At 62.3% G+C, this 23,770-nt stretch carries 22 protein-coding genes; 12 read left to right on the top strand and 10 right to left on the bottom strand.

The window, feature by feature from the left end:
• Positions 1–42: 42 nt before the first annotated feature.
• Both HHL08_RS00505 and bktB read left to right on the top strand, forming a co-directional pair.
• Positions 43–1,677, top strand: a complete 1,635-nt coding sequence (locus HHL08_RS00505) for a flavin-containing monooxygenase (RefSeq protein WP_169570471.1) — start codon at positions 43–45, stop codon at positions 1,675–1,677.
• Between the two features lie 126 nt (positions 1,678–1,803).
• A complete protein-coding gene (gene bktB / locus HHL08_RS00500) occupies positions 1,804–2,985 on the top strand; it encodes a beta-ketothiolase BktB (RefSeq protein ID WP_169570469.1) in 1,182 nt (393 codons plus the stop codon).
• A 27-nt stretch (positions 2,986–3,012) separates the two neighbouring features.
• Here bktB and HHL08_RS00495 read toward each other — a convergent pair whose 3' ends face one another.
• From HHL08_RS00495 to HHL08_RS00485, 3 genes are all read right to left on the bottom strand, one after another.
• Complete coding sequence (locus tag HHL08_RS00495; RefSeq protein WP_169570468.1) at positions 3,013–3,783, bottom strand: SDR family NAD(P)-dependent oxidoreductase; 771 nt, start codon at positions 3,781–3,783, stop codon at positions 3,013–3,015.
• A gap of 100 nt (positions 3,784–3,883) precedes the next feature.
• A complete protein-coding gene (locus tag HHL08_RS00490) occupies positions 3,884–4,654 on the bottom strand; it encodes an enoyl-CoA hydratase-related protein (RefSeq protein ID WP_169570467.1) in 771 nt (256 codons plus the stop codon).
• 22 nt (positions 4,655–4,676) lie between these two features.
• Positions 4,677–5,423, bottom strand: a complete 747-nt coding sequence (locus tag HHL08_RS00485; RefSeq protein WP_206377621.1) for an SDR family NAD(P)-dependent oxidoreductase — start codon at positions 5,421–5,423, stop codon at positions 4,677–4,679.
• Between the two features lie 345 nt (positions 5,424–5,768).
• Here HHL08_RS00485 and HHL08_RS00480 point away from each other — a divergent pair, with 345 nt between their 5' ends.
• Genes HHL08_RS00480 through HHL08_RS00470 form a run of 3 tightly spaced genes read left to right on the top strand, consistent with a single transcriptional unit; the run spans position 5,769 to position 8,618 of the window.
• A complete protein-coding gene (locus HHL08_RS00480) occupies positions 5,769–6,851 on the top strand; it encodes a zinc-binding dehydrogenase (protein ID WP_169570465.1) in 1,083 nt (360 codons plus the stop codon).
• A gap of 13 nt (positions 6,852–6,864) precedes the next feature.
• Entirely contained in the window at positions 6,865–8,118 is a 1,254-nt protein-coding gene (locus HHL08_RS00475) for a cytochrome P450 (RefSeq protein WP_169570464.1), read from the top strand.
• A gap of 8 nt (positions 8,119–8,126) precedes the next feature.
• Positions 8,127–8,618, top strand: coding sequence for a flavin reductase family protein (locus HHL08_RS00470; RefSeq protein ID WP_169570463.1), 492 nt, complete (start codon positions 8,127–8,129; stop codon positions 8,616–8,618).
• A gap of 38 nt (positions 8,619–8,656) precedes the next feature.
• Here HHL08_RS00470 and ribB read toward each other — a convergent pair whose 3' ends face one another.
• Positions 8,657–9,793: a 3,4-dihydroxy-2-butanone-4-phosphate synthase gene (ribB, locus tag HHL08_RS00465; RefSeq protein ID WP_169570461.1), complete on the bottom strand. Its 1,137-nt coding sequence runs from the start codon at positions 9,791–9,793 to the stop codon at positions 8,657–8,659.
• Between the two features lie 31 nt (positions 9,794–9,824).
• Positions 9,825–11,507, bottom strand: a complete 1,683-nt coding sequence (locus tag HHL08_RS00460; protein ID WP_169570460.1) for a class I adenylate-forming enzyme family protein — start codon at positions 11,505–11,507, stop codon at positions 9,825–9,827.
• A gap of 294 nt (positions 11,508–11,801) precedes the next feature.
• Between HHL08_RS00460 and HHL08_RS00455 the strand changes: the two genes are divergently transcribed.
• From HHL08_RS00455 to HHL08_RS00440, 4 genes are read left to right on the top strand one after another with little or no spacing between them, the layout of a single operon-like run.
• Positions 11,802–12,911, top strand: coding sequence for an LLM class flavin-dependent oxidoreductase (locus HHL08_RS00455; protein WP_169570458.1), 1,110 nt, complete (start codon positions 11,802–11,804; stop codon positions 12,909–12,911).
• Between the two features lie 59 nt (positions 12,912–12,970).
• The gene (locus tag HHL08_RS00450; protein WP_206377620.1) at positions 12,971–13,822 is read left to right on the top strand and encodes a crotonase/enoyl-CoA hydratase family protein; all 852 of its coding nucleotides are present in this window, start codon (positions 12,971–12,973) and stop codon (positions 13,820–13,822) included.
• A gap of 19 nt (positions 13,823–13,841) precedes the next feature.
• A complete protein-coding gene (locus HHL08_RS00445; protein ID WP_169570455.1) occupies positions 13,842–14,777 on the top strand; it encodes an SMP-30/gluconolactonase/LRE family protein in 936 nt (311 codons plus the stop codon).
• A 56-nt stretch (positions 14,778–14,833) separates the two neighbouring features.
• On the top strand, positions 14,834–15,433 hold the full coding sequence (locus HHL08_RS00440; RefSeq protein ID WP_169570453.1) for a TetR/AcrR family transcriptional regulator: 600 nt from the start codon (positions 14,834–14,836) through the stop codon (positions 15,431–15,433).
• 51 nt (positions 15,434–15,484) lie between these two features.
• On the opposite strand, the gene HHL08_RS00435 is transcribed toward HHL08_RS00440, so the two are convergent.
• Entirely contained in the window at positions 15,485–16,624 is a 1,140-nt protein-coding gene (locus HHL08_RS00435) for an LLM class flavin-dependent oxidoreductase (RefSeq protein ID WP_169570452.1), read from the bottom strand.
• A 348-nt stretch (positions 16,625–16,972) separates the two neighbouring features.
• Between HHL08_RS00435 and HHL08_RS00430 the strand changes: the two genes are divergently transcribed.
• Positions 16,973–17,638, top strand: coding sequence for a TetR/AcrR family transcriptional regulator (locus HHL08_RS00430; protein WP_169570450.1), 666 nt, complete (start codon positions 16,973–16,975; stop codon positions 17,636–17,638).
• 109 nt (positions 17,639–17,747) lie between these two features.
• Here the strand turns inward: HHL08_RS00430 and HHL08_RS00425 are convergent, their stop codons facing one another.
• On the bottom strand, positions 17,748–18,506 hold the full coding sequence (locus HHL08_RS00425) for an energy transducer TonB (protein WP_169570448.1): 759 nt from the start codon (positions 18,504–18,506) through the stop codon (positions 17,748–17,750).
• 4 nt (positions 18,507–18,510) lie between these two features.
• Positions 18,511–20,592 (bottom strand): TonB-dependent receptor domain-containing protein, encoded by a 2,082-nt coding sequence (locus tag HHL08_RS00420; RefSeq protein ID WP_169570447.1) that lies wholly within the window; start codon positions 20,590–20,592, stop codon positions 18,511–18,513.
• A gap of 130 nt (positions 20,593–20,722) precedes the next feature.
• On the opposite strand from HHL08_RS00420, the gene HHL08_RS00415 reads away from it, so the two are divergent.
• Together HHL08_RS00415 and HHL08_RS00410 are read left to right on the top strand one after the other, a co-directional pair.
• A complete protein-coding gene (locus HHL08_RS00415; protein ID WP_169570445.1) occupies positions 20,723–21,508 on the top strand; it encodes a DUF4198 domain-containing protein in 786 nt (261 codons plus the stop codon).
• 32 nt (positions 21,509–21,540) lie between these two features.
• Positions 21,541–22,038, top strand: coding sequence for an EF-hand domain-containing protein (locus tag HHL08_RS00410; RefSeq protein WP_169570443.1), 498 nt, complete (start codon positions 21,541–21,543; stop codon positions 22,036–22,038).
• A gap of 33 nt (positions 22,039–22,071) precedes the next feature.
• Here the strand turns inward: HHL08_RS00410 and HHL08_RS00405 are convergent, their stop codons facing one another.
• Together HHL08_RS00405 and HHL08_RS00400 are read right to left on the bottom strand one after the other, a co-directional pair.
• Positions 22,072–22,824 (bottom strand): SDR family oxidoreductase, encoded by a 753-nt coding sequence (locus tag HHL08_RS00405; RefSeq protein WP_169570441.1) that lies wholly within the window; start codon positions 22,822–22,824, stop codon positions 22,072–22,074.
• Positions 22,824–23,768, bottom strand: coding sequence for a 2-hydroxyacid dehydrogenase (locus HHL08_RS00400; protein ID WP_169570440.1), 945 nt, complete (start codon positions 23,766–23,768; stop codon positions 22,824–22,826). Before HHL08_RS00400 ends, HHL08_RS00405 begins: the two co-directional genes overlap by 1 nt.
• Positions 23,769–23,770: the final 2 nt, after the last annotated feature.

The following is a 23,770-nucleotide window of genomic DNA, read 5'->3' as shown; positions in this document are numbered from 1 at the left end:
GCGACGTCCCATCACCCTATCGCGCTAAGAAAGTCATAGACCATGCCGACTATTATGAACCCCGACTATGACGCAGTCGTGATCGGTGCGGGCGTAACCGGCATCTATCAAACCTATCTGCTCGACCAGAACGGAATGAGCGTGCTGGGCGTCGATGCGGCTGAGGATGTCGGGGGCACCTGGTACTGGAACCGCTATCCGGGCTGTCGGCTGGATACCGAAAGCTATGCCTATGGCTATTTCGCGCTGAAAGGCATCATCCCCGAATGGCGGTGGAGCGAGAATTTCGCCGCGCAGCCCGAAATGCTGCGATACGTTAATGCTGCGGCAGACAAGATGAATATCCGGCGGTTCTACAAATTCAGGACGAAGGTCGTGTCGGCCCATTATAATGACGACGGCAATGTCTGGGATATCAGGCTGGACGACGGCACCGATTTGACCTGCCGCTATCTGATATCGGCCACCGGCCCGCTATCGGCATCCGCCATGCCAGATTATAAGGGGCTGGACCTGTTCCAGGGCGAGGCGTTTCATTCGTCGCGCTGGCCCAGGGATGCAGACGGCAAGCCCCGGAACATCGACTTTTCCGGCAAGCGTGTGGGCGTGATCGGCACCGGCGCCACCGGTGTCCAGATCATCCCCATCGTCGCGGAAACCGCGCAGGATCTGTTCGTGTTCCAGCGCACGCCCAATTGGTGCACGCCGCTTGGCAATTCGGCCCTGAGCGACGAAGAAATGGACCTGATCAAGGCCCGTTTTCCGACCGTGTTGGAATATGTGAAGACGACGCCCACTGCTTTCCCCTATCATCGCGACACGCGCAAGACATCCGAAGTGCCGGAACCGGAGCGCACCGCATTTTTCGAGGCGCTCTATGATCGCCCCGGATATGGTATCTGGCTGAGTACCTTCCGCGACCTGTTACTGAGCAAGGAGTCCAACAAGATATTGGCGGATTTCGTCGCCGGGAAAATCAGACAGAGGGTCGATGATCCCGAGGTGGCTGAAAAGCTGATACCAGTCGATCACCCATTTGGCGCGAAGCGCGTGCCGATGGAAACCAACTATTATGAAACCTATAACCAGCCCAACGTCCATCTGGTCGATATAAAGACGACGCCGATCGAGGAGTTTGTCGCGCAAGGTGCGAAGATCGGCGGCGAGATTTACGATCTGGACGTCATCATCTTTGCGACCGGCTTCGACGGCATAACCGGATCGCTCGACCGGATCGATATCCGTGGCCATGACGGCGTGCGCCTGATCGACGCCTGGGTCGATGGCCCGTCAACCTATCTAGGCTTACAGGCGCGCGGCTTTCCCAACTTCTATACGCTGGTTGGACCGCATAACGGCTCGGCATTTTGTAATGTCGGGGTGTGCGGCGCGCTTCAGGCTGAATGGGTCACGCAGATGCTCTGTTACATGAAGGCTGGCAATTACAGCTATGCGCAACCGACGCAGGCGGCCGAAAAACAGTGGACCGACGCGGTATATGCCGATTTTGCCAGGACGCTGATGGCCGACACCAATGCCTGGTGGGTCAAGGTGACGCACAAGCCGGATGGGACCACGGTACGCCGTACCCTGGTCTATGTCGGTGGTGGCCCGGAATATCGCAAGCGGTGCGAGGAGGTCGCCTATGGCGGCTATGAGGGGTTCGAACTGGCGTGATGCCGGGGAAGGACGGTCGCGGCTTGCCGATGGGCCGCATCAACCGCTATCTGCCCGACGATAGCAACACGACCGATCTAGCGATGTTTGCAGCCTGAATCGCGTTACCCAATTCAAGGAGCGGCTATGACAGCTGTATATATTCTGGCGGGCGTTCGTACGGCGATAGGTGACTTTGGCGGCAGCCTAAAAGATTACCCGCCAGCGAAACTGGGCGCAGCGGTCATCGCCGAAGCGATCGCACGGTCCGGCGTCGCCGCCGATCAGATGGGTCATGTCGTCATGGGCAATGTCATCCCCAGCGAACCCAAGGACGCCTATCTGGCGCGGGTCGCGGCGGTCGAAGCCGGCATTCCGATCGAGGTGCCCGCCCTCACCCTGAACCGGCTGTGCGGGTCTGGGGTCCAGGCGATCATCTCCGCTGCGCAGATGCTGGCGCTGGGCGAATGCGATTTCGCCGTCGCCGGCGGCGCGGAGTCTATGACCCGTTCCCCGCACCATGTCGCCGCGGCTCGTTTCGGGCAAAAGATGGGCGACGTCAAAATGGTCGATGCCCTACTGGCGGTCCTGAGCGACCCCTTCGAAGGCTTCCACATGGGCGTGACCGCTGAAAATGTGGCTGCCGATCATGCCGTCTCGCGCGAGGATCAGGATCGTCTGGCCGTCGAGAGTCACCACAGGGCGGCGCATGCCCAGAAGGAAGGACGCTTTTCGTCGCAAATCCTGCCGATCGCGGTCAAGGATCAGAAAGGGACCAGGCTGTTCGATACCGACGAGCATGTGCGTGCGGATGCCAGCGTGGAACAGCTTGCCGGGCTGAAGCCAGCCTTCAAGAAGGACGGCACCGTCACCGCCGGCAATGCATCTGGGATCAACGACGGCGCGGCCGCTGTCGTCCTGGCGTCGCAGGCGGCGGTTGATGCGGGCAATCTGAAACCGCTGGCCCGGATCATCAGTTGGGGCCATGCCGGCGTACAGCCGGACCGTATGGGCATCGGTCCAGTCAAGGCGGTTCCCATCGCGCTTGCGCGTGCGGGTCTTGCGCTTGAACAGATGGATGTCATCGAATCGAACGAAGCCTTTGCAGCGCAGGCCTGCGCCGTCGCCAAAGTCCTGGGATTCGATCCGGCAAAGGTCAATCCGAACGGGTCCGGCGTGGCCCTGGGCCATCCGGTTGGCGCGACCGGCGCGATATTGACCGTCAAGACGATCTACGAACTGGAGCGGATCGGGGGCCGATACGGTCTGATCACCATGTGCATCGGCGGCGGACAGGGCATCGCCATGGTCATCGAGCGGATGGGATAGCCTATCCGCTGGCGATGCCCGTCCAGATCACCGAACGGAAATCAGCCCGCCATCGACGGGGATGAGTTGCCCGGTGATGAAGCGCGCGCCATCGCTGGCCAGGAATAGCAGCACAGGCGCCAGATCCGTGTCGGCATCACCGAATTTTCCGCCCAGCGGAATCTGTTCGGCGGTCGCCTTGTCATGGGCGGCCAGGTCTTCCGGGGACAGGGCCTCCCGAAAACGCGCGTACATGGGCGTTACGATATAGGGCAGCACCGCATTCAGGCGGATGTTGCGCTTGCCCCATTCGCGGGCAACGCTGCGGGTCCAGGCGTGGACCGCCGCCTTCGACGCACCATAAACGGCATTGTTGATTTCAGCGGTCAGCCCTGATTCCGACCCGAAATTGATGATGGAGCCACCGTCCGGCATATGCCGATAGGCAGCGCCGTTGGTATAGATGGTGCCGTTCACATTGACGTTGAAAAGCCAGGCCAGTGTCTCGTCGGGTACGTCATGCGTGGGGGCATGGCGATGAACGCCCGCGATATGGGCCAGCACATCAAGGCCGCCCAAACGGGCCGCCGCCGCATCGAAGGCGGCATCCACTTCTGCGCGATCGCCTACATCACATTTGATGAAGAAGGCTGAGCCTGGCCCTTTGGCGGTCGCGGCGGCGGCCATCGCCTCCCCCTGCGCCGCGTCGATATCCATCGCCGCGACATGCGCGCCGGCCGCCACATAGGCGCGAAGGGCGGACGCCCCGATGCCTTGCGCCGCGCCGGTGACGATGATCTTCTTGCCGTGCAGTTCCATGATTGTAACACCTTTCCAAACGCAGCCAGGCTGCGACATATTTTCTATCGGGACTGTTTTTGCGACCAGGGCACCGGCACCGCGCATGGGATTGCGGGGGTCACCGGCCTTGCCACCGCGGCGCGCGCCTCTCTTTCCAGGCCGACGCGGCTTCGCGGCAATCTGCCGTCGCCGCATAGGCATCGATCAGCGGATAGCGGCGATCGAGCGCCGCTTTGAGGCCATGCTCCAGGCCCAACAGCGCAGCCTGTTTGCCGCCCTGCGATGCGAGTGGTGCGCAGGCGAGGATCTTCTGGGCCCAGCGTTCAGTCGTCGCGACAAGATCCGCCATGGGTGCGGTTTCGTTGACCAGACCGTATTGCAAGGCGCGGGCCGCGTCGAGCGGTTCGCTCGCCACGATCATCGCCATGGCCACGTGATGGGGCAGTTGGCGGATGGCGCGATGCACGACGCCGCAATGGTCGATGAAGCCCGCACGCGCCTCTGGCAGGCGGAATTGCGTGTCGTCCGCGGCGATCAGGATGTCGGCGCACATCGCCATTTCAAAACCCAGGCCAAGGACATGGCCATGCACCATGGCGATCAGCGGCTTTTGCAACGGCACAAGGCGACCGCCAATGCCCGTCAGCCCGCCGCCGAACGACAGCCCGTCCTGCCCAGTGGGCGGGTCCGACATGTCCGCCCCTGCGCAAAAGGCCCGATCCCCCGCGCCGGTCAGGATCGCGACACGAATGTCGGGATCGCTGTCGATCCGCGCCCATGCCTGCGCCAACGCCCGGTCCATCTCCGCGTTGACGGCGTTGAGGACCGCGGGCCGATTGAGGCGGACCTCGGCCAGGTTTCCCCGCACCTCAAAGTCGATCGATGCCATGGGCTTTGGCCCCGCCTGTTGCCTAGTGCGCCAACATGCCGGCGTCGACCAGATGTTCCGCCCCGGTGATATAGGAGGATTCATCGGACGCCAGGAACAGGACGAGGTTCGACACCTCGATCGGTTCGGCGATACGGCCGAGCGGGATCTGGGCAAGGGCGTCGCCGCCAACTTCGTCAGTCGCCTCTACCATCATCGGCGTCTGGATGAAGCCGGGATGGACCGAATTGACCCGGATATTATGCTTGCCATACTCCATCGCCGTCGCCTTCGTCATGCCGCGCACGGCAAATTTGCTCGCGACATAGGCCAGGCTGGGGAAGCCGTAATTGGCGGCCATGCCCGCGATCGACGAAATATTGACGATGGACCCTCGGCCCGCCTTGACCATCACCGGCAGGACCGCCTTCATACCGTAGAAGACGCTATGCTGGTTGATGGCGCAGACCTGATCATAGCCTTCTTCGGTCAGGTCGATAGTCGTCGCCATCGGGCCCAATATACCGGCATTATTGACCAGAATGTCGATGGTGCCATGGGCGTCCACCGCTGCCGCGACAACATCGGCCCAGGATGCTGGCTGGGTGACATCATGGGCCACGAAGGTTGCAGCATCGCCCAGTTCGGTCGCCAGCGCCTGCCCGCCATCGACATTGCGATCGGTCAGGACGACATTGGCCCCTTCCTGCACGAAGAGGCGGGCGTGCGATGCCCCCATGCCCCGCGCCGCACCCGTGATGATGGCGGTTTTTCCTGTAAGGCGGCCCATATTCTCTCCTATAACTGGGTATTTGGCTGTTGAAGCCTAATTTTGGTTATACAAAGCGCGGCTTGATCGGAAAGTCAAGAACGGGATTAGAGCGCGGGTCATTCTGGCCGTATAGCCAGCCCGTAATATGAACTATATTTCATATATATCATATGGATAACACATTTCCCGGCGATTTTCCCGACGGGCTTGGCCCTAGGGATCAACACCCCGACCGGATTTGCTATTGTGTAATTTATCTAATTCTGATTAGTTTGCCATCGATCGAATGCCCGGTTAAGCGGGCGCGGCACCATGTCAGCAAGATGGTGGGACCAAATTGGGTCGGTATCGAGAGGATGGGCCATGTACGGTAAAGCCGCAGTACTCGTTGAAAAGAACCGCCTGGAAACATGGGATGTAGAAGTCCATGCGCCGGAGCCGGGCGGCGCGCTCGTCCGCACGATATTGGGCGGCGTGTGCGGCAGCGACGTTCATATCCTGACCGGCGAAGCGGGCGAGATGCCCTTCCCGATCATATTGGGGCATGAAGGCGTCGGCGAAATTACGCAGTTGGGCGCGGGCGTCTCCACCGACTATGCCGGAACGCCGGTCAAGGCTGGCGATCTGGTCATCTGGTCGCCGATCGCCCTGTGCCATCGCTGCTATTCCTGCACCGTGCTGGAACAGACGCCATGCGAGAACAGCCAATATTTCGAAGACGCGGCCAAACCCAATTGGGGCAGCTATGCGGACTATGCCTGGCTGCCCAACAACATGCCCTTCTATCGTCTGCCCGATGGCGCGCAACCTGAAGCGATAGCCGCGCTCGGCTGCGCCCTGCCCACCGTGCTACGGGGGTTCGATCGCTGCGGCCCGGTGCGGTTCGGCGATTCCGTCGTCGTGCAGGGCGCTGGCCCGGTCGGCCTGTCCGCCATCCTGGTCGCGGCACAGGCCGGCGCGCGGGAAATCATCGTCATCGACGGCGCGCAGGCCCGGCTGGACGCCGCCATGACATTGGGCGCGACATCCACCGTGTCGCTCAGCCTGTCCCCTGACGAGCGCAAGCGGATGATCTACGATCGGATCGGCAAGCAGGGACCGGACATCGTGATCGAGGCCGCCGGCGCGCTGCCCGCATTCCCGGAGGGCGTGGACATTAGCGGCATCCATAGCCGCTACATCATATTGGGTCTTTGGGGCGCGATCGGCACGCAGCCGATTTCCCCGCGCGACCTGACGCTGAAAAACCTGACGATCGGCGGCGCATCCTTCCCGGCGCCTAAAAATTACTATCAGGGGATGCAATTTGCCGCGCGGGTGCAGAACCAGGTGCCGCTGGCCGCACTGGTCAGCCACCGCTTCAGCATCAGCCAGGCGGCACAAGCCCTGACCGTGACCAAGAATGGCGTCGCCACCAAGGCCGTCATCGATCCCACCATGAGCTGAGAAGGACGCAGGCATGAACGTCGATACGATCGCCCCGCCATCTGCCAAGCACCGTATGCCCATTCCCGATTATGTACCCGCTCCACTGGTGCGCGACATCGACATATATGATCTGGATGGCATCGAGGAAGGCGTGCATGAAGCCTGGAAGAAGGTGCAGCAACCCGACACACCGCCGCTGGTCTGGACGCCCTTTACCGGCGGCCACTGGATCGCGACGCGCGGCGCGCTGATCGATGACATCTATCGCAACCCGGACCGCTTTTCGAGCCGGGTGATCTGGGTGCCGCGCGAGGCGGGCGAGGCCTATGACATGGTCCCGACCAAGATGGACCCGCCCGAACATACCCCCTATCGCAAGGCCATCGACAAGGGGCTGAACCTGGCGCAGATCCGCAAGGTCGAAGGCGATGTGCGGGCCGTGGCGATCGAGTTGATCGAGGGTTTCGCGGCGCAGGGCCATTGTGACTTTGCCAGGGATTTCGCCAACATCTTCCCGGTGAAGGTCTTCCTGGCGCTGGCGGGCCTGCCAATGGAAGACGCGGCGGGCCTCAACGCGCTGGCCAAGGAAATGACCCGGCCGTCGGGCAATACGCCCGAAGAACAGGGGCGCTCCTTGAAAAAGGCCAATGCCGGCTTCTTCGCCTATGTCGCGCCGATCATCGCGGAACGACGCGGGGGCACAGGCACCGACCTTATCACCCAGATGGTGAATAGCGAGATCAACGGCGCGCCCACGCCCGAAGACAAGATGTTGGGCCTCGTCTCGCTGCTGCTGCTGGGCGGACTGGACACCGTCGTCAATTTCCTCAGCTTCATGATGATCTATCTCGCGCGCCATCCCGAAACGGTCGAGGAGATGGTGGCGGACCCAATGAAGCTGCAACGCGGCGTGGAGGAGATGTTCCGTCGCTTCGCCGTCGTGTCCGATGCGCGTTATGTGGTGGCGGACATGGAATATCATGGCACGCAGCTCAAGGCCGGCGACCTCATCCTGCTGCCCACGGCGCTGCATGGCCTGGACGATAGCTTGCATGAAGACGCCATGACGGTCGACCTGTCCCGCCGCAATGTCGCCCATTCGACCTTTGCCCAAGGGCCGCACCGCTGCGCGGGTATGCACCTGGCGCGCATGGAAGTGCTGGTCATGTTGCAGGAATGGCTGGCCCGCATCCCCCATTTCGCGCTGAAAGAAGGCGCCGCGCCCGTCTATCACGCCGGTATCGTATCGGCCGTCGAAGATATTCCGCTGGTCTGGAAGGTGTGAGGGAACGCATGTCCATCGTTGCAGACGCCGCTACTTTCCGGCAAATATTGGGCCATTATCCGACCGGCGTGTGCGCCATCACCGCCATGCAGCAGGACGGCACGCCCGCCGCGATGATCGTCGGGTCGTTCACATCCGTCTCGCTCGACCCGCCCCTGGTCGCCTTCTTCCCCGACAAGGCCTCATCCAGTTGGCCCAAGATCGAAGCCTGTGACGGATTTTGCGTCAATGTGCTGGCGGATGATCAGGAAGGTTTGTGCCGGACGCTGGCGTCCAAAGACCCCGCCAAGTTCGACGGGGTGCCGCATCATCTGTCGGCCCGCGGCGCGCCGATATTGGACGGGGCGCTGGCATGGATCGATTGTTCCTTCCATGCGATCCATGAGGCGGGCGACCATTATATCGCCATTGGCGAGGTCCACGCCCTGGACATCCACCATCCCGGCGCACCCCTGCTGTTTCACAAGGGCCGCTACGGGAAAGTGTCGCCTCTGCTGTAACCGGATGGAGCGAGGGGCGAGCAATCTCGTCCCCCCCCTCAATCGGCTAATATAGGCGCGGGCGCAATATTGACGTCGCGCAGGGGAATGCGATCCCCCACCGTCAGGCCAAAGCCTTCGAGCGCCGCCAGTTTCGCTTTGCTCGACGTCAGCAAGGTCATCTGCCGCACGCCAAGGTCCAGCAGGATTTGCGCGCCTATGCCATAATCGCGGGTGGCATTGGCATCATGATAGGTTTTGCGCCCCCCCTCGATCCGCTTCGAGATGGAGTCCGGGCTGGGATCGCGCACGAACACGGCGACGGCCTGCCCCTCATGCGCGGCGATGGCTTTCAGCGCGTGGGGCACATAGTCGGGATGCGCCTGGGACCAGCCGAGCATGTCCGTCGCCATGTCGACCTGATGCACGCGGACGAGCGTGTCACGATCGGGGCGAATCTCGCCCTTGACCAACGCAACATGCTCGCCGCCGTCGACTAGGTTGCGATAGACATGGATGGTCAGGTCGCCGCCGTAGAAACTGTGGAACGGCGCGCTTGCGACCCGCTCGATCAGCTTTTCGAACCGACGCCGGTAGGCGATCAGGTCGGCGATCGTGCCTACTTTCAACCCATGTTCCTTGGCGAAGACCAGCAGTTCGGGCAGCCGTGCCATGCTGCCATCGTCGTTCATGACTTCGCAGATGACGCCGGCGGGGGTCAGCCCGGCCAGGCGGGAAATGTCCACGGCCGCTTCGGTATGCCCTGCCCGCACCAATACGCCGCCGTCGCGCGCCGTCAGCGGGAACACATGCCCCGGCGACACGATGTCCGACGATGTCTTGGTCGGATCGACCGCCACGGCGATGGTGTGCGCGCGATCCTGCGCAGAAATGCCGGTGGTGACGCCTTCGCGCGCCTCGATCGATATGGTGAAGGCCGTGCCATGACCGGACTGGTTGTTCACGGCCATCGGTGGCAGTTTCAGCTGTTCCGCCCGCGCCTTCGTCATCGCCAGGCAGATCAGTCCGCGCGCATGTTTGGCCATGAAATTGATCTGGCGCGGGGTCGCGAACTGCGCCGGGATGATGACGTCGCCTTCATTCTCGCGATCGTCGGCATCGACCAATATATAGGGCAGCCCGTTTATCGCGTCGTGGATGATGTCCTCTATGGACGAAATGCCTTCGCTACTCATCGATCCGTCTTTCCATGTCTGGGCTGTGCGTTCAGGCCGCGCCGCGTTGCGTGGCGAGGTGGGCCAGCGCCATCTCTCTCAAACTGTTCTTCTGGACCTTGCCCGTGCCGGTTTTCGGCAGATCCTCTTCCGAGATAAACCAGATGTCGCGCGGCAATTTGTACCCGGCCACTTGCGGCTTCAGCCAGGCCAGGATGTCCTCTTCCGACACGGCATAGCCTTCGGTAAGCACCATCCACGCGCAGCCGCATTCGCCCCAACGGTCGTCGGGCATACCAATGAAGAAGGCCTGACCGATGGCGGGATGAGTGGTAACGAGTTGCTCCAGTTCCTTGGGCGACACCAGTTCGCCCCGGCTCTTGTACAATTCCTTCGATCGTCCCGTCAGGAACAGGTTGCCGTCCGGACGAAACTGCCCCAGATCGCCCGTGCGAAGCCATCCGCCCGGTAGAAACAGCTTTTCCGTTTCCTCGGGTCGGCGGAAATAGCCCAGGCTGTTCATCGGACCGCGCGTGCAGAGTTCGCCCGCAACGCCCGGCGGCAGATCGGCGCCAGTGACGGGATCGATCGTCTTGAACTCGCAAATCCGGCCATCCTGCTCGGCGATCCCAGCGACGCCCGCCTGCACGATGCAGCCCTGCGTCTGCGCGACGATGTCGATCGAATCACCCGGCTGGGTACATACGATCGTCGCGGTGGCTTCGGTCTGGCCGTAACTGGTGAATATCTCCTCGCAGCCGAACGTCTCCTGAATGTCCCGCCAGACCCAGCTGGGGGTCGGCGCTGCCGCGCTATGGACGGCGTTGAGGGAACTTAGGTCATAGGTCTTGACCTTCGCCCGCTCCATCATCGCGATCGTCATGGTGGGTACGCCCATCAGATAGGTGGCGCGATGGCGCTGCGTCGCCGCGAGCAGCGCATCCGCATCGAAGCGGAGCAAGGGGACGATCGATCCCCCGACGACCATGCCTGACAGCAGGCCTACGACCAGGCCGAAGCCATGATAGAGCGGGAGCGAGAAAACCGCGCGCCGCCCTTCATCGAACGCCTGATGATAGGCTCCCGCATAGGCCGCCCGCAGCAGATTATCATGGGTCTGCATGACCCCCTTGGGTGATCCTGTAGTGCCGGACGTGAACATGATGACGGCGGGATCATGCGGGTCCGCGCCTTGTGTCGGCAACGCGCCGACCGGGAGAGAGTCGAGAAAGGCCTGGGGCGCTTCCGCATCATACACCAGGCCTGCGCGCAATTCCGGCAGGGCGGCGCAATCGCCGGTGCGCCAGCCGGGCACCTGGGCATCCAGTTCCAGATCATAGCGTCGTGACCCGAAGCGCGCCATGCTGATCAGGACGTTGCAGCCCGCTTCGCGGATGACATATTCCAGATCCTTGGGGGCATAGAGGGTGTTGATCGCCACCGCGACACCCCCCGCACGCCAGATGGCGAACATCAGCGATACCGTGATCGGATAATTGGCGAGCAGCAGCCCAACCCGGTCGCCCCGATTTACGCCCAGCCCGCCAAGCGCGGCCGCGAAACGCTCCGACTGCGCGTTCACCGCCGCATAATCGAGCGTTTCGGTATCCGTGATAACCAAGGGCTTGGCCGCGAAATGGCGCTGCGTGTGCGCAAGATAGGCATCCAGCGTCATCTCTTCCCAGATGGGGTGCCGATCGGACATGGCCCGCCGCCGTTCTGCTATGGCCTCCATCACCGGGGCTCTCCTCCTCTACCTAATTGAAATTAATATGCCCACTTTGCCCTTTTGCGTCAAGCACCGTCCTTCCTCCGGACCTGGCCTATCCTGTTATGTCGCCTGTACGCTGGCATCATTATTATCCACTATAATGATGATATACATAGATATTATTGGGATTCGAAATTTTGTTTCGGTCGACGTCGGCAACCCATCTGGCGCGTTTCCGCAGCAAAGTTTCAGGCGGGGGCTTGCCAAAGTAGCCTAATTTTGATTAGTTTACTTCCAACAGATTTTTTGGAGGCTTTTATGGATGTGGGTTTGGGGCTGACGTTCCAGAATCTCAAGGATCAGGTCAGCGATAACGAAGTCTACCGGCATGAGCTGGCGCTGGCGGCCGGGGCCGAGGATCGCGGCTTCGATTCCGTCTGGACGCCCGAACATCATTTCACCGGTTACATGATGACCCCCAACGTGCCGCAATTCCTGTCGTGGGTCGCGGCCAAGACGAAGCGCATAAAGCTGGGCACTACGGTCACGGTCCTGCCTTGGCAGAACCCGGTCCGCATCGCCGAAAGCTTCCTGTTGCTCGACCAACTGTCGGAAGGGCGTGCAATCCTGGGCATCGGCCGGGGACTGGGCAAGGGCGAGTTTGACGGGTTCCAGGTGCCGATGGGCGAAGCGCGCCACAGGTTCCGCGAATATGCCGAAGCGCTGCTCGCCGCCCTGGAAACCGGGGTCATGGAATATGACGGCAAATATCTGCAACAACCCCGCGTCGAATTGCGCCCGCGCCCCTATGCCAGCTATCGCGGCCGGGTGTTCGCGTCAGCGGTATCGCCGGAATCGGTCAAGCTGATGGCGAACCTCGACGTCGGCCTGATGATCATCGCCCAGAAGCCCTGGGACCGGGTGGCCGAAGATGTGAAAAGCTATCGCGACCGCTTCTTCGCCATGCAGGGACGCCCTGCGCCCAAGCCCGTGGTCGTCGCCTTCGTCGCGGTGAACGAGGATGCCGCCAAGGCGCAGGAGATGCGCGACAAATATCTGGTCGAATATGCCCGGTCGACATCGTCCTTCTACCAGTTCGGCAACAAGGAATTCGAGAAGATCGAAGGCTATGAATATTATGGCGCACTGGCCAATAGCGTCGAAAAGCATGGCATCGAGAAATTCAATAATTTCCTGGCCGATCTCCAGATCTGGGGACGCCCCGAAGAGGTGGTGGAGAAGCTGAAGGCGATGGTCGAACGCTTCGATGTCGGCAGCTTCATCATCTACACCCAATTTGGAGACATGCCTTTCGAGGTCGGTCGCGACAATTACGAACTTTTTGCCCGCAAGGTGCTGCCGCATCTCAAGGATATCGACGTCTCAGCCCCGACCCTGGCGCCTCCCCCCCTGCAATCGGTCGCCTGAGCTGTTAGCATCCGTCGCGGCGCGCAAGATGTCGCGACGGGAATAGAGAGAGGATGAACATGGAAGACGCCGCACAGCAGCTGCTGTACGAGGTCCGTGACGGAACGGCCTGGATCACCCTCAATCGTCCCGAAAAGCGCAATGCGCTGAGCGAACCGTTGCAGGAGCAACTGAGCGCGCTGCTCTGGGAAGCCGACGAGGATAACCGCGTCCACGCGGTGGTCCTCAAGGCGGCGGGGCCGGATTTCTGTTCGGGCTACGACCTCCAGAAATATGACCAGCCGATCCCCGGACAGGTCGACCACAAGCGCGGCCGCGCGAAGTTCGACGACGATAGCTGGCACCAGGAAAAGGCGCAGCGATTGCGCATGGCCCTGTTCGACATGCACAAGCCCGTCATTGCCCAGGTCCATGGTCGCTGCCTGGCAGGCGGCACCGACCTGGCGCTGTTATGCGACATGGTGATCTGCGCCGACGACGCGCTGTTCGGCTTCCCGCCCGCCCGCTCGCAAGGGTCGCTCCCCAGCCATATGTGGCTGTATCTGGTCGGCCCCCAATGGGCCAAGCGGCTGCTGCTGACCGGCGATTCAATCCGTGGCGACGATGCCGCGCAGATCGGGCTGGCGCTCAAAGCGGTGCCTGCCGACCAGCTTGACGCGGAGGTCGCCGCGCTCGCCGCGCGCCTTGCCCTGATCGACGCCGACCTGCTGAGCGCCAACAAGCGGATCGTGAACCTGGGACTGGAACTGATGGGCGCCCGCACGTTGCAGCGCATGGCCGCCGAAATGGACGCGCGCGGTCATCTGGCCGCCAGCCGCACGCGTTTCAACGAGACGGTCCGCAGCGAGGGATTGAAGGCGGCGGTCCGCCAACGCGACGAACCCTTTGGCGACCCCGTGATCAAATTATAATAGCAGACAGGATGAGGCGATGATGGAAGGTGAAGGCTGGCGGTGCCTGTGGGATGCCAAGGCGATATTGGGCGAAAGCACGGTCTGGGACGATCGGGACGGTTGCATCTACTGGGTCGATATCGAAGCGCCCAGCATCAACTGGTTTCATCTGGACAGCGGCCGCACGGGGCGCTGGGACGCGCCCGCCTGGATCAGCGCGATTGCGCCCCGCGCCAGCGGCGGCTTCGTCGCCTCCTGCGCCGATGGCTTTGCCCATGTCGATCCGCACAAGCAGATTTACGCGCCGTTCATCCATCCGATACCCAATCCCAAGATTGCGCGGCTGAACGATGGCGTCACCGATCGCAAGGGACGCTATTGGTCCGGCTCGTGCGATTCCAGCCAGTGGGACGAAAGCACGACCACAGACGACAAGGAAAGCACGCTCGGCAAGCTCGACGTGCGTAACACCGGCGAACTCTATCGGCTTGACGCCGATGGCAGCGTGAGCACGCAGGAACGCAATATCGTCACCGCCAATGGTCCCGCGTTCAGCCCGGACGGTCGGACCGCCTATGTGAATGATTCCATGCCGCTGGTCAGTTGGGCCTATGACGTCGCCGACGATGGCACGCTGTCGAACCGCCGCGACTTCCTGAACTTCAAGCCGCAGGATGGCTATCCCGACGGGATGGCCGTCGACGTCGAAGGCTGCATCTGGATGGCGTTTTACGAAAGCTGGGTGCTGCGTCGGTTCGCGCCGGACGCGACGTTGATCGAGGAGCGACGCTTGCCGGTGCGGCGCGGCCTTCGCCCCGCCTTTGGAGGCAGCAACCATGACCGGCTGTTCCTCATCACCGGGTCGCAAGGCTTTTCCGCCGCGACGTTTGCCGAGCAGCCGCTCGCCGGCGGGTTGTTCGAAATTCTCGATCCCCCAGCGTCCGGGGTGCCTAATGTCCCTTATGCCGGGTAGGCAGCGAACGGCCGCCATAATACTGACATCCCCTTATATTGTTGCTAAGGGATGCCATGGCACACGCAGATAACGGCCGAACGCGCATTCTCGATTCCGCGGCGACAGTCCTTCGCCAGAAGGGATTAGCGGGCGCAAAACTCAGTGAGATTGCCAAGGGCGCCGGAATGCTGGCGCCCAGCATCTATCATCATTTTCCGTCCAAGGATCATCTGGTCGAAGAAGTGATGATGGAAGGGATTTACCACAATAGCCGCCATATCGTGGCCCGCGTCGAGGTGTTGGGGCCGGATGCGGCGCCGCTGGTCAGGCTGAGAGCGGCGATCGTCGCGCATATCGACTTCCTGCTGTCAGGCGACGATTATTCCTCCGCCGTGGCCCGCGTGTTCAACGACCTGCCGGACGAAATGCGGCGGCGCGTTCTGGCGGCCTATTCCAGTTTCGACAATTATTGGCGCGACCTGATCGTGGCCGCGCAAGCCGACGGCAGCGCCAGTGCTACGCTGGACCCGACCGTGGTCAGGAAGTTCTTGATCGCCATGCTGGATTCCTGCTCATCCTGGTATCGGCCGGGCAAATTGGCCCCAGCCCAGATCGCGGAGCAGGCAGCGGACCTGTTGCTGCATGGGTTTGCCGGCAGTTCTCGCCCCGCCTGAAGGGCCATGATGAAGAGGGGGATTTTGCCCCCTCTCCATCCTTCGTCTCGTTCAGGCAGCAACCGACTCCGCGGCGACCGCTTTGGCACCGGGCAATTTGACGCGCGGCGCCACTTCCTTGGCGATCAGTTCAAGCGAGTTCCACCAAGGTGTTGGATCGTCATAATAGTCATGCGATTCGACCTGAAGCGTGCCCCAGCCACCGCAGCCTTCGAATAGCGTGTTCAGCTTGTCGACAACCGTGTCGGGCGAGCCCACGACGAACACATTGTCGACCAGGAATTCCAGGTCAGCGTCCGCCGGATCGATACCCGCATCCTTGGCAAAGCCGTCCATCATGCCGAAACGATGCCAGATCGGGATCAGATATTTGTTGAAGCAATAGCCGATCGGCCCTTCCATCACGAGACGCTTTGCTTCCTTGTCCGTGTCGGCGCAGAACACCGTCTGCGACACCGCATGGCGTTGGCGATTGGGGGTGAAGCCTGCCTTGATATTGGCCTCGGCATAGATTTCCCAATGGCGCTTAAGCGCGTCCAGGCCCGAGAAGATCGAGACCGGTTTGAAGTTCTTCTCGCCAGCAAGTTTCATCGACGGCGAATTGGCGCTGAAGCCGGTGACGGCGATTTCGGGCAATGCGCCGTTGAAGGGCGCGAAATTGGCGAGCATATGCTGCTCGTCATCCTCGGTTTCGGCGGGCGCTTCTTCGGGGAAGCCGGCGTCCCAATATTTGCCCTCGTGGAAAAACGGCTCACGCTTCCAAATCTTTTCCATGATCATCAGTGATTCACGGACCATGTCGTTCAACATCTGCGGCTCGGCGTCCTTGATGCCGTGCATATAGGATGCCTGCGGATAGGCACCCGCGCCGATGCCCAGGAAATAGCGGCCTTCCAATATCTGCGAGAGCCAGCCGATCATGACGGCCAGCTTGGCGGGGTGCTGATGCGGCAGAATGTGCGCCATCGGGGCAAACTTGATCTGGCTCGTCTGCAACGCAGCGGCGGCCATGATCAGTTCGGGGTTGGGGATATTTTCCCAGATCTGCGATGCATGTTCGGAGATCATCATCGAGGTGAAGCCTGCCTTGTCGCAGGCAACGCTATTCTGGACACCCCATTCGAACGTCTGCCTCGCCGTGCGTCCGGGGCGCATATAGGGGTGAAAGATAAGGCCGGTTTCCATCGCCATGAAAGTCTCTCCTTGAGCGTCTATCGCGTCTTGCCGTTTTGACCGTCTTGGCGCGGTGCCGGCATGGCGCTGTCTAATGACGATTAGGGAATAATCGATTTAGGCAATTTAAGTCAAGTGTAAATACGCATATAGCCTGCAAAGGTCGGATTACATGGATAATTCCGCCAATCCGCCTCCTCTCAGCCTCATGAAATTGGAAAAACTTGAATTTCCTGGTCTTTCGTGCAAGCTGACGCGCACAATAGCCGGCACGTCCCGCTTTTGCCCAGCAGCCCGACCCATGCATAGCGGTTAAAAATATTACACTTGTTTTAGGATGTTGCGGTGTCGAACGTGGAAATTGCAATGGACGCCTTGCCCGCGGCCGAAACTATCGACGGAAAGACGCGCCTGATCCTGGCGGGAGAGCAGCTTTTTGCGCAAAATGGCATCAACGGCGCGTCCATGCGGGAAATTGCCACGAAAGCGGGCCAAGGCAATCATGCTGCCGTGCAATATCATTTCGGTTCGCGCGAAGGCCTGGTCCGCGCCATTTTCGACTATCGCATGGAGCAGATGGAAGCAGAGCGCGGTGCCATGCTCCAGCGCGCCAGGGCAATGGGCCGCCTCAAGGATGCCCGGACCATCCTAGAAATAATCCTGCTTCCTCAGCTTCATCTGCACGACGCCGACGGCAACCACTCCTATGCGAGCTTTCTGAGCCAATATCTGCTGCAAAGTCGATCGCCCGAATTTGGCGACTTTAGCGGGTCGGAACCACCGCACCTGACCGAAGCGCTGAGGCTGATGCGCGAGCGCGTCGATTACATTCCCCCCTATGTCGCGCAACGACGGCTGATCAGCGTCAGCCTCATGTTCCTCAACATTCTGATGCGCCACCACGGAACCGACGAGGCCGAATTTGGGGAATCCTTCCCGGACGCGCTGGAGGATACGATGGAGCAGATTGTCGGCAGCATGTGCATGCCGCTAAGATTGGTGCCGACCCAGGGGGCGACAAGCGACTCATAATCTTGGGAGGCCGTTCGCGCCATTGGCGGACAGATTTCCGGCATTGGCATAGCAACGCGATATCCCCGGCGCGCCATCGGCCATCATCCCATCGACACGGCGCTGCCGTTCAGGCAGGCAGAGTGAACTCGATCGGCGCGGTAAATTCCATGCGATCGCCCGGTAGTTCGGCGGGCGCGCGTGGATAGGGGGAGGCGCGGCGCAGCATCGCTTCGGCCTCCTGGTCCAGTATGGCGTGGCCCGATCCATGGATGACCGAACCTTCCAGCAACATGCCCGCGCGGTCGAGGACGAAGCGGACCTGCACCCGCCCTTCTTCTCGCCGCATCCGGGCGCGCCGGGGATAGATTTTATGGGCGTAGAGCCAGGAACGGACCTTGGCGGCATAGCTGCGGCTGGTGCCGGGCGGCGCTTTTACGTCCAGACCGTCGGCGGTTCCGCGTCGCGGCGGAGGCGCAGCCGAGGACGAGGTGGAAACGGCCGCCATGGCTTGGTGCGATGGCGGCGCGGCGGGACTCGCAACGGGCGCGGCCGCCTGCATCGGCGTGGAAAAGGACAGACGCGACAGTGCCGCCACGATCGGTGGCGCAGCGGGCGCCACGACCGGCTGTTGCGATACCCGCGGCTGTTCGACGGGTGGAGGCGGGACGGCGGGCGTGGTGCTGGGCGCTGCCGTCTCCGCCTCTTCCTCGCCCTGCTCCACCCCCTTGAGCAGGGCGAGGGACAGGACGGTCAGCGTCGGCGATTCGGTCCGACGACTGACATGCCCCAGGCCCAGGTTCAGCAGCGCCGCGATCAGCAGGCCGTTGACCAGCAGCGATGCCGCCGCTGGCCCACCGATGCGGAAAGGATGCGCCACCCGTGCCATGGCGTCAGAATATGTTCGCCACGGTGAACTTGAAGCTCTGTCCCTCCGCCGCGAGCGACGACAAGTGGCGGCGATATTGCTTGTCGAAGACGTTATCCATGGCGATGCGGAACTCAAACCCCTTGGCCGCGCCACTTTGCGGCTTGAAGGCGAAAAAGAGGTTGTAGACGGTGTAGCCAGGCGTCGGCAGGCCCGATCCGGCGGAGGAGAATGCGCCGGTCGTCACCTTGTCCTGCCGTTCGGCAAACTCGCCGGTCCAGCCGCCCGACAGGCCGCTCGCCGCATCGGCATAGCCCAGGGTCAGCCGATAGTCGTTGGCGGGGATGGTGTTGAGATAGTCCCCCGTCAGCCGGTTCTTGCCATTGATGAAGGAGGCGTTGCCGCGTGCGAAGAATCCGCCAAGTGCATATTCAGCCTCGACCTCCAGCCCCTTGAAGCGCGAGCGGTTGACGTTTTGGAAATAGGGCGTGCCCGCCGCGGCGGTGACGTTAACGATCAGATCCTTGACGTCGTTCTGGAACAGAGTGGTCTTGGCGCGGAAGCGATCCCCCTTGCCCAGCATGTCGTCGAAGGAGAAGGTGAAGCCGACTTCGACATTATCGGACTTTTCGGGTTTCAGGTCTGGATTGTTGGGGCGGGTCGCGGAACGGGTGAAGATTTCGTCCACATTGGGCATCCGCACCGTGCGCGCGACCGATCCGAACAGGCCGAACCAGGGCGTGAAATTGTACAGCGCTGCCAGCTTGGGCGATACGCCGCTATCCTTGACCTTATCCGTCAGGGTGGTGCCGCCAACCACCGTGTCGCCGGGCGTCAGCTCGGTCCAATCGACGCGGACGCCGGGCATGATCGTCAGCTTGTCTGACCAGATGATCTCCAACTGACCGAACAGGCCATAGCGGCTCATATCGCCTTCGGGATGAGTGCCCGCGCCCGGCGTCACCGTGCCGTCCAGCGCCACGCGCGGGTTGCGCCGCTCCTGCTTGCTCCACTGGCCGCCCAGGATCAGGAAGGTCGTCCAGTCGCCGCCCATGGCGAACTCGCTGGTGTTCTGGATCTTGGCCTGCCAGCTTTCATAGGAAAAGTCGGAATAGGCGAGCGGGCCAAGGAAGGTGGTTTCGGTCTGGTGCACCTTCGACAGCGAATAGGCGACCTGCGCCTCGACATTGAAGATCTTGCTGCCGTCGAAATCGTTGACATAGCCCAGCACGGCGGTCTTGTCGTGGACGCGGCGGCGCATCAATGCAGCGCCGGTGGCGGCCGAAATCTGGTCGTAGACCTGCGGCGCGTCGCTGATCCAGTCCTGATAGCTGGCCCAGATGGCATGTTTCTTGTTGCCGCCGATCGCGACCCGGCCCTTGACCAGCCAACTGTCGGACAAGGTGGCGGAGGCCGCGACGGTGTCGCCATTGCCGCTCTTATAATCGTCCGTGCGGCGGTAGTTGTAGCTGCCCAGCAGTTCGACACCCTCGATCGGCTGGACCGCGACGATACCCGACAGGGTGTGCGCCTGCGCATTGGTTTCGGTCGCCGCCTTCAGACGGACTGCCAGCGGATCGCCCTCGTTCAGGAAGTCGGACGCATCCTTGGTCGTGAAATTGACCACGCCCGCCAGCGCACCGGCGCCATAGAGGGTCGAGGAGGCGGGGCCACGCAGCACTTCGATCCGCTTGTAAAGCTCAGGCTCAGTGAAGAGCGCGCCCATGCGATATTGTTCGTAGAATTTGGTGACGCCATCGACGGTCAGCAGGATGCGATTGTCGCTATCGCCGATCGCAGTGCCCATGCCGCGAATGTTGAAGCCCTGGCCGAGCTGGCCGACGCCGCCCTGGACGTTGACGCCCGGCATCCCTTCCAGCAGGTCGCCCATCGTGGTTGCCTGGACCTGATCGATATCGTCCTGGTCCAGCGTACTGACCGCCTGCGGCGTGTCGATCGCGACCTTTTCGGTGCCGGCGGAGATGACCATGCGGTCGAGCGCCATGCGCGTCGTTTCCGGCGCGTCGGCATCATCCTGCGCCCATGCCTGGATCGGCGCGAAGATCATCGCGGTTCCCAACAACAGCGTTAATCTGGTCTTCGTCATCTATGCGGCCCCTATTTTCGGCAAATGGCATGGGGCCTTATCGCCCCGAACGACGACGCACCTATCAGTTGTAAATGATATTGCAAGTGAGTCTCATTAGATATACTCGGTCGGCGAGAAAGGGGACTTTATGACAATATTGCACTATCGCCGCGCAGCGCTGCTGCTGGCTCTCGCTGGCACCTCCGCCGCGAACGCGCACATGCCCTATGTGCTCCCGACCCTGTTCGATGTGGGCAAGGGCGATCATATCACCGTGCAGTCGGCCTTTGCAGAAGACGCGTTCCTGCCCGAAGTCGCAATGCGCGACGCGCCTTTCCATCTGGTCGGCCCGGATGGGAAAGACCTGCCGACCGGACCCATCACCCATTTGCGCGACCTCAGCGTCTTCGAGGCGGCGATCCCCGCCGACGGCACTTATCGCGTGACCAGCGGCCAGCGCGCCGGACGCAAGGGCAAGATGTTCCGGCAAGGCGACACGTGGGCGATGCGCGGCGAAGGCGAACCACCCGCCAATGCCGAGCAGGTCGAGGTGCAGAGCATGACCCTGGCCGACGCCTATGTGACGCGCGGCCAGCCCACCGACGCGGCGCTGAGACCCATCGGCACGGGGCTTGAGATCCAGGCGATCACCCATCCCAACGCCATCGGTTCAGGATCGGACGTCCGCTTCGCGCTGCTGTTCGACGGCAAGCCGCTCGCCCATACCGACATCACCCTGTTCCGCAGCGCGGGCCTTTATGACGGGCGCAAGGTGGCGGCGCAGGTGAAGAGCGGCACAGATGGCCGCTTCACCCTGAAGCCCGAAGATCCAGGCACCTATCTGATTCTGGTGCGCCATCGCAGCGCCGCGCTGGCGGGGTCGGAAACGCCTTACCGCAGCTACACCTACACCCTGACCTTCGACGCAGCCTGAGCGCAGCGCCTTTCCCATTCGACGGAGATTGTATGCAATTCCAGCTTTCCCTGACCGCCGCCCTGCTTGCGCTGACCGGCACCGCCGTCGCCGCGCCGCATGAAGGATCGGCCTTCATCCACGATTATGACGCCGATCATGACGGCCAGGTCAGCCGCGCCGAATTCGACGCCGGCCGCGTCGCCCGTTTCAAGGCGACTGACGCCAATGGCGACGGCTGGGTATCGGAGGATGAATATGTGCAGGAATATAGCGCGAGACTGGAACAGCAGCTCGCCGCATCCGACCGCAGCACAGAGAAGAAAGTCGAGGAACGGCAGCGCCAGATCCGCCAGACCCATGTCCGCTTCGGCGTGCTGGACAAGGACAAGGACGGCAAGATGGCCAAGGCCGAATATGACCTGTCGGGTGCGCGCGCCTTTGCCGAGCAGGATAATGACAAGGACGGCATCGTAACCGCCGCCGACGCGGCAACGACCGCCGCCCGGCAATTGGCGGCCCGCCAGGCCGCGGACAAGGCGGATAGCTGAACCGGCCGGGCTGGCAAGAAGTAAGCCCGGCCCTCAACCGCGCCCGATGAAGGGCATGTTGGTCGCCATCAACGTCATGAACTGTACGGTCGCTTCGGGCGGCAGTCCGTCCATATAGGCGATCGCCTCACCCACCTGCGCCACGTCCATCACCGGTTCGGCCGCCCGTTCGCCATTGGCCTGGGGCACGCCTGCGGACATGCGCTGACCCATGGCGCTGCTGGCGTTGCCGATGTCGATCTGGCTGCAACTGATACCGAACGGCCGCCCGTCGAGAGCGGCCGATTTGGTGAGGCCCGTGATCGCATGTTTGCTGGCGGTATAGGCGATCGATTGGGGCCGCGGGCTGTGCGCGGAAATCGAGCCGTTGTTGATGATTCGGCCGCCCTGCGGCTGTTGCGCCTTCATCGCGCGGAACGCCGCCTGTAGGCAAAGGAAGGCCCCGGTCAGATTGGTGTCGATCACCCGGCGCCAGTCGCCCTCCGCCAACTGGTCGATCGGCACATCGACCACATTGATCCCGGCATTGTTGAACAGCAGGTCGACCCGGCCGAACGCTGCGACCGTGGCATCGAACAAAGCCGTCACGCTGCCCGCATCGGTGACGTCGGTCGGGACCAGCAAATGCGCCTCCCCGCCCCCATCCATCATGTCGCGCGTGTCCGCCAGACTGTCAGCCCGCCGCCCGGCCAGCGCCAGCCGATAACCACGCCGGTCCAGCGCGATCGCGACGGCGCGGCCAATGCCGCTGCCCGCCCCGGTGATTACCGCGACGCGCCGCGTCATCACAGGCTCAGCGCCGTGGGCGGCCGCCGTCCGGCCAGCAGCGCATCGACATTGGCGAGCACCAGATCGGCCATGGCGATCCGCGTCTCCACCGTGGCGCTGGCGATATGCGGGGCCAGATGCGTCCGATCACTGGCGATCAGGCCGGCCGGCGCCGATGGTTCTTCCACGAACACATCGAGCGCCGCGCCGGCAATGCCGCCGCTGCCCAGCGCCGCCACTAGCGCCGCCTCGTCCACCACCGATCCGCGCGCAACATTGACCAGATAGCCGTCCGCGCCCAGCGCCGCCAGGATATCCGAATCGATCAGGTTGTGGGTGTCTTCGGTCGCGGCGCAGGCCAGCACCAATATGTCGCTGTCCCGCGCCAGCGTCGCCAGGTCCGGTTCGAAGCGATAGGGTGCATCCTTGGCCGACCGGCCATGATAGGCGACCGCGCCAAAGCCGCTCAGCCGATCGGCGATCGCCCGGCCGATCCGGCCCAGCCCGACGATGCCAAAGCGCCGTCCGCTGACCTTGCGCCCCAGCGGGAATGTTTCCTCCATCCAGCGGCCATCGCGCACGAAGCGATCGGCCGCGGGCAGGCGGCGCAGCAGGCCGATGGTCAGGCCCACCGCCAGGTCGGCTACATCGTCGGTCAGGACATCGGGCGTGGTGCTGACATCGACGCCGCGGCCATTGGCGAAGGCCACATCGACCTTGTCATAGCCCACGCCGTTTATGGCGATCAGCTTGAGCGACGGCAGCGCCGCGATCAGATCGTTGGAACAGCCCAGATGCCCACCGGTCACCACCAGAACCACTTTGTCCGCGTTGGTTTCCAACCAGGCGCGCTGCGCGTCCTCGTCCATGTCGAACCAACGGAGCAATTGGCAGCGAACGGCCAGTTCCGCCTCCAGATAATCGGACAGCGGGCAAAGCTGCAACGCGATCGTGTCGGCCATGA

Source organism: Sphingobium psychrophilum, assembly GCF_012927105.1.
GTDB lineage: Bacteria > Pseudomonadota > Alphaproteobacteria > Sphingomonadales > Sphingomonadaceae > Sphingobium > Sphingobium psychrophilum.
Note: the sequence above shows the minus strand (reverse complement) of the source record. Positions and strands in the feature narration are given on the sequence as shown.